Source organism: Burkholderia sp. GbtcB21 (assembly GCF_019091065.1).
In the GTDB taxonomy this organism is placed as follows: domain Bacteria; phylum Pseudomonadota; class Gammaproteobacteria; order Burkholderiales; family Burkholderiaceae; genus Burkholderia; species Burkholderia pyrrocinia_C.
Genome location: NZ_JAGXKA010000571.1, coordinates 1 through 229 on the forward strand (window position 1 = coordinate 1; position 229 = coordinate 229).

The 229-nt window shown below is 69.9% G+C and carries 1 pseudogene; it reads right to left on the bottom strand.

Annotation, left to right across the window (positions count from 1 at the left end):
• Positions 1-229 (bottom strand): annotated as a pseudogene (locus tag KVT39_RS37690) (glycerate dehydrogenase); the annotation flags it as partial.

Here is a 229-nt window from a genome sequence, read left to right on the forward strand (position 1 = left end):
GACGATCCCGAGCGTCGAGCCGGCCAGGTCGCGGACCGGATGATCGAAGAAGCTGAACTGCCCGCTGTCGAGCCAACGCCCGGCGCGCACCGCGTCGCGGGAAGCCACGAGGCTGCGGCGCAGCGCGAAGATCAGCGCGAACGTATGCCCGGGCCCCGTACGGACCGCATACCCGCCTATGTTGCTCACGACGATCCGGCGTGCCGCGCACGCGTCGAGATCGACGATG